At 67.3% G+C, this 4,955-nt stretch carries 2 protein-coding genes; one reads left to right on the forward strand and one right to left on the reverse strand.

Annotation, left to right across the window (positions count from 1 at the left end; genetic code table 11):
* Nucleotides 1-344 precede the first annotated feature (344 nt).
* Complete coding sequence (locus E8A12_RS15740; protein ID WP_293370491.1) at nucleotides 345-3,167, forward strand: winged helix-turn-helix domain-containing protein; 2,823 nt, start codon at nucleotides 345-347, stop codon at nucleotides 3,165-3,167.
* Between the two features lie 32 nt (nucleotides 3,168-3,199).
* Here E8A12_RS15740 and E8A12_RS15745 read toward each other — a convergent pair.
* A partial coding sequence (locus tag E8A12_RS15745) for a TonB-dependent receptor (RefSeq protein WP_293370493.1) occupies nucleotides 3,200-4,955 on the reverse strand: 1,756 nt, incomplete at its 5' end.

Here is a 4,955-nt window from a genome sequence, read left to right on the forward strand (position 1 = left end):
ACCCGGCGAGCCGCAGCCTGACTTGGGATGCTCGTCCGGAGCTCGGCACGCCTCGCCGAGCTTCGCAAATGCATGAGCGGAAAGTGCAAGACCGGCCGGAAAGTCTAAGCTTGAGAGGACAGCCGGGTATAGGATTACGCGCGCGTGGGGGGGACTTCGTCCCCTGATCGCCGGAACTATTGTCGGAGAGAACGACGGACCAGGCTGGTCCTGAGGGGAGCGGAGATCTTGCAGTCGGCAGACCGAGCGTCGCCCACATGGCGTGACCCCACGTCTGCGGCGCCGACTCGAAATGCAGGCCTGGCGGGTTCTGAGGCTAGGGGCGCCCGATCGTCTGTGTCGCTGTGACCGGGCTCGGTGGCCCGCGCGGGCCGCAGGAAGAGACCCTGGTCTTCGGACCGTTTCAGCTATTCCGCGGGCAGCGCACCCTGGTGCTCGGCGACCGCCGCGTGCGGCTCGGCAGCCGCGCCATCGATATCCTTATCGCCCTGTCCGAACGCGCCGGTGAGGTCGTCACCAAGCGGGAGCTCATGGCCCTGGTGTGGCCACACTCGCTAGTGGAGGAGAGCAACCTTCGGGTCCACGTCGGCGCCCTGCGCAAGGCGCTCGGAGAGGGACCGGCGGGCGAGCGCTACATCGTCAATGTATCTGGTCAGGGCTACCTGTTCTCGGTGCCTGTGACCCGCATGACGGCCGAAGCGCCGCCGCCGGCCGAGGCGCCCACGCCGGTCTCCTGGCCTGAGGCGCCCAGCCAGATCTTCGGCCGCGACGCGGCCATCGACTCGGTCGCCCAGCAGCTCGGCTTCCGCAGGCTGGTGACGATCGTCGGGCCGGCCGGGGTGGGCAAGAGCACCGTCGCGATGGCGGTTGGCGACCAGCTCGCACCCCGGTTCGAGCAGGGTGTCGTATTCGTCGAGCTTGCTGCCGTCGAAGGCGACACTGGACCCACGGCGGCCCTGGCGACCGTCCTCGGCGTCTCGGTCCTCGCCGCCGATCCGATCGCCAGTCTCGTAACCCACCTGCAGGCGCAGTCGATCCTGATCGTGCTCGACAACTGCGAGCATGTCCTCGATCCCGTCGCACGGCTCGTGGAAGAGATCCTCAGGGGCGCCGGCGGGGTGAGGTTCCTGGCGACGAGCCGCGAACCGATCCTCGTCGCCTCGGAGGCGTTGCATCGTCTCCAGCCACTGGGTTTCCCCGAGACCTCCGCGGGCCTCACGGCCGATGTGGCCATGACCTATCCCGCGGTCAAACTCTTCGTCGCCCGTGCGATGGCGGGGTCCGACACCTTTGGGTTCACCGACGCCGATGCCTCGGCGGTCGCGGACATCTGCCGACGGCTCGACGGCCTTCCGCTGGCGCTCGAGCTGGTCGCCGCACGGGTGGACCTCTTCGGGGTGCGGACGCTCGCCGGAGAGCTGGACGACCGGTTGATGATGGTCGCAGGGCGCAGCCGAACCGGGCAGCCGCGCCAGCAGTCCATCCGCGGCGCCCTGGACTGGAGTTACGAGCTGCTCTCGCCCGTCGAAGCCGAGACCCTTTGCCGGTTCTCGGTCTTCCGCGGGCCCTTCTCGCTGGAGTCGGCTGCCGCGGTCGGCGCTGCGACGGAGCGGAATGTTCCCGAGGTGGTGGACGCGGTGGCTTCCCTCACCGCGAAGTCCCTGATCGCCACCGACACCACGGGCTCGTCCATCCGTTATCGGCTGCTGCATGTCACACGCGCCTACGCGACGGAGAAATTGATCCAAAGCGGACAGGCCCAGGCGCTCGCGCGAGTCCACGCCGAGCACCATCGCGCGCTGCTCACAGCGGCGGAGCACGATTGGGAGCGCATGACGCGGGCGCAGTGGCTCGACGAATACGGGCACCTGATCGACGATGTCCGGGCCGCGTTGGACTGGGGTTTTTCGGAGGTCGGTGACCTCGCGGTTGGCGCCGCGATAACAACGGTTTCCCTGCCATTCGGATTCCAGCTGTCCCTGATCGGCGAGTTCCGGCGCCGCGCCGAACTGGCCCTCAGCGCGCTCGCGGCGTTCGACCCGCCAGATCACCTCGCAGAATTGCGGCTGCTCACAGCCCTCGCGATCACGGACCTGAATTCATCGGTGGACAAGGCGGCGCGGATCGCCGTCCTCGCCCGCACCGACGCTGTCGCCGCCAAGGTCGTGGGCGCGCGCTATAAGATCGAATACCTGCTCGCCAAGGCGATTTATCACCTGGAAAGCGGTGACCTCGAGGAGGCCGTGAAGAGCGCCGCAGGCCTGTCAGCCGGGGCCCGCGAGGCGGACGACCCGTTGGCCATACTCCTGGCCGACCGGGTCTCCGCTCAGGTCTACCATTTCGTCGGCGAATTCGAGCGATCCCGCTCGTTGGCCGAGCGCGTCCTGCGTCACCCCGCCCTGACCATCCCGCTGGTCTACAGCCAGGCGTCGGTCAACCGGCGGGTCTCGATGCGCATCATCCTCGCTCGCGGCCACTGGATAGAAGGGCGCGCCGAGCAGGCGGTTCAGGTCATGGATGAATGCATGGCGATGGCCTACGCTGATGGTCCGTTCGCGATCTGCCTGGCGCTTGGGCTCGGCGCCTGTCCGATCGCACTCTGGACCGGCGACATGGCGAAGGCTGACGTCCAGATCGCAGAGCTCCTCAAATACACGGAGCGCTACACCATCGAGCGATACCATCGCCTCGGGCAGGGGTTCCACGCGATCGCCGAGCGCGCCAGGGCCATCCCCGACAGCCGGACAGCATCGCTGGATATCATGACGGTGGTTCCGGCCACACAGCTGCAGATCGAACTCCTCGCGACGCTCGACGGAGATTTCGTGGACGACGAACTGGCGGATCGCGCGGAGCGGCGGCTCTGTGGCTGGTGCAATCCCGAAATCTTGCGGGCCCAGGGCGAACGCGCACTGCGGATCGGCGGCGCCGCCGCCCAGGGCGTCGCGGAGGACGCGTTCTCGGCCGCGATCGACAGCGCGCGGCAGCAGGGCGCGTTGTCCTGGGAGCTACGGGGCGCGACCAGTCTGGCTGACCTCTACGCACGTCAAGCCAAGCCCGACGCGGCGCATGATGTGATCACCGGCGTGCTGGCGAAGTTCTCGGAGGGCTTCGCCACCGCCGATGTCCGCCGCGCCACCGCTCTCCTGGAGAGCCTCTCCCTTTGAATGGGCGCCCGCCGGCGCGGCCGGGATTACGGTCAGTAGGTCAGGGCGAGACCCAGGCTGACGGTCCGGGGACGCGCGGCGCTCTCGGTCTCCACGAGGTTCGAGTCGAGGGACTTGCCCGACGTCGGCGCGTAGCGATCCAGAAGGTTGGTGACGTCCACGGTCACGCGCCAGTTCTTCCGGCTGTCAAGGGCGAGATGGAGGTCGAACAGGGCCGAGGCTCCGACAACAAAGTAGGTCGGGCTCAGCGGCGTCACGACGTCGGGCCGGCTGGACTGGTAGATTCCGTCGAGCCGGGCCGAGGCCATGTAGCTTCCCACCGGGCGACTGTAGCTGATGCTCGCATTGCCGGACCACTTCGGGACATTGGCGAGGCGGTCCCCGGACCTCAGCTGCAAGGTCGGATCGGTCTGCGCGGGCTGCGGGCCCACAAGCCGCGCGTCGGTGTAGGTGACGCCGCCGCTCAGGGTGAGGCCCTCGAGCGGCGTGTAGGTCACTGCGGTCTCGAACCCGTCCGACCGCGCGCTGCCGGCATTGGCGATGTGGCTGAAGGGCGCGGTCGGGACGAGTTCTTGGAGGTTGCTCCACTCGTTGTCGAAAACCGCGCCCGTCCAATAGAGGCGCTGGCTCGCCAGATAGAGCTTCCAGCCGGCCTCATAGTCCCACACCGAGTCCGCCTGGTAGGGCGGCGCCGAAACGGTGAAGCCGCCCGGAAAATTGGGGCCGCCGGCCCGGAAGCCCTGCGCGGCTTCCGCATAGACCAAGCCGGCTTGGCCCAGTCGATATGAGAGCTCGTACTTCTGGAAGACCTTGTTCTGGCCGAAGCTCTGGAAGGGTTCGACGCCGGTCGGCTGCCCGGGGAAGAACTGCTGCAGGATCGTCTGGGCGTCGGTCCGCTTGGAATCGAACCAGCGAAGGCCCACCGTCGCGGTGATGCGGTCCGTCAGATCGTAGGAGCCTTCGCCGAACAGGGCCTCCTGATCGAAGGTGTCGCGGTTGGTGCGCGAGAAGAGCTGGTTGACCGCCTGGCCCGTGGCGGGATCGAAGGCGATGAACCCCTCGGCGTTGACCTTCGCCACGTCGCTCAGGCGGTTGGTGGTGCTGTCCTGGATGAAGGCGCCGATCGTCCACTTGAACGGCCCGGGCGTCTTCGACGTGAGGCGCGCTTCGCCGGACCAAGCCTCGACGGTTTCATGGGAATAGCCGACGGCGGGAACCAGCGACGGGCCGAAGCAGGTCTGGTTCCAGGTGAGTTCGTTGCACCCGAACTGCGCCAGCAGGAACCGGGTGGTGTCGAGGTTCCGGTCCAGGGCGCGGTGCTGGTAGGAGCCGGTGACCGTCGCGGTCGCCCAGCCGAGCTCGGTGGTCGAGATCACATTGAACATTTGCGAGGTGTCGTCCCACGGCGTGCGGACATAGCTCTTCGAGACATAGCGGTCGTCGGGCGTGGCGAAGGCCGGATAGATGTCGGAGCTATTGCCCGTCTGCATGTGCTGGACGTAGGCGATCGCCGTGAGGTTCCAGTTCGGGGTCGCTTCAAAGCTGATCGAACCGCGGCCGCCGGACGTGTGCTCCCAGTTCAAATTGTTTTTGTCGATCTGGGGCAGGGCGATGTTGGATTGCGGCAGGTCATCGATCCAGCCGCCCTCGTGACGGTCATAGAGCGTCAGGCGGACCGCCAGGCGGTCCTTGATGATCGGCAGGTTGATCATCCCATTGAGGCGCCAGGAACCGTCGCCGCCTGAGGTGCTGCCTACCGACGCCAGGGTCGCCGCCTCAAAGCTGTCG

This window comes from Phenylobacterium sp. (assembly GCF_004799395.1).
In the GTDB taxonomy this organism is placed as follows: domain Bacteria; phylum Pseudomonadota; class Alphaproteobacteria; order Caulobacterales; family Caulobacteraceae; genus Phenylobacterium.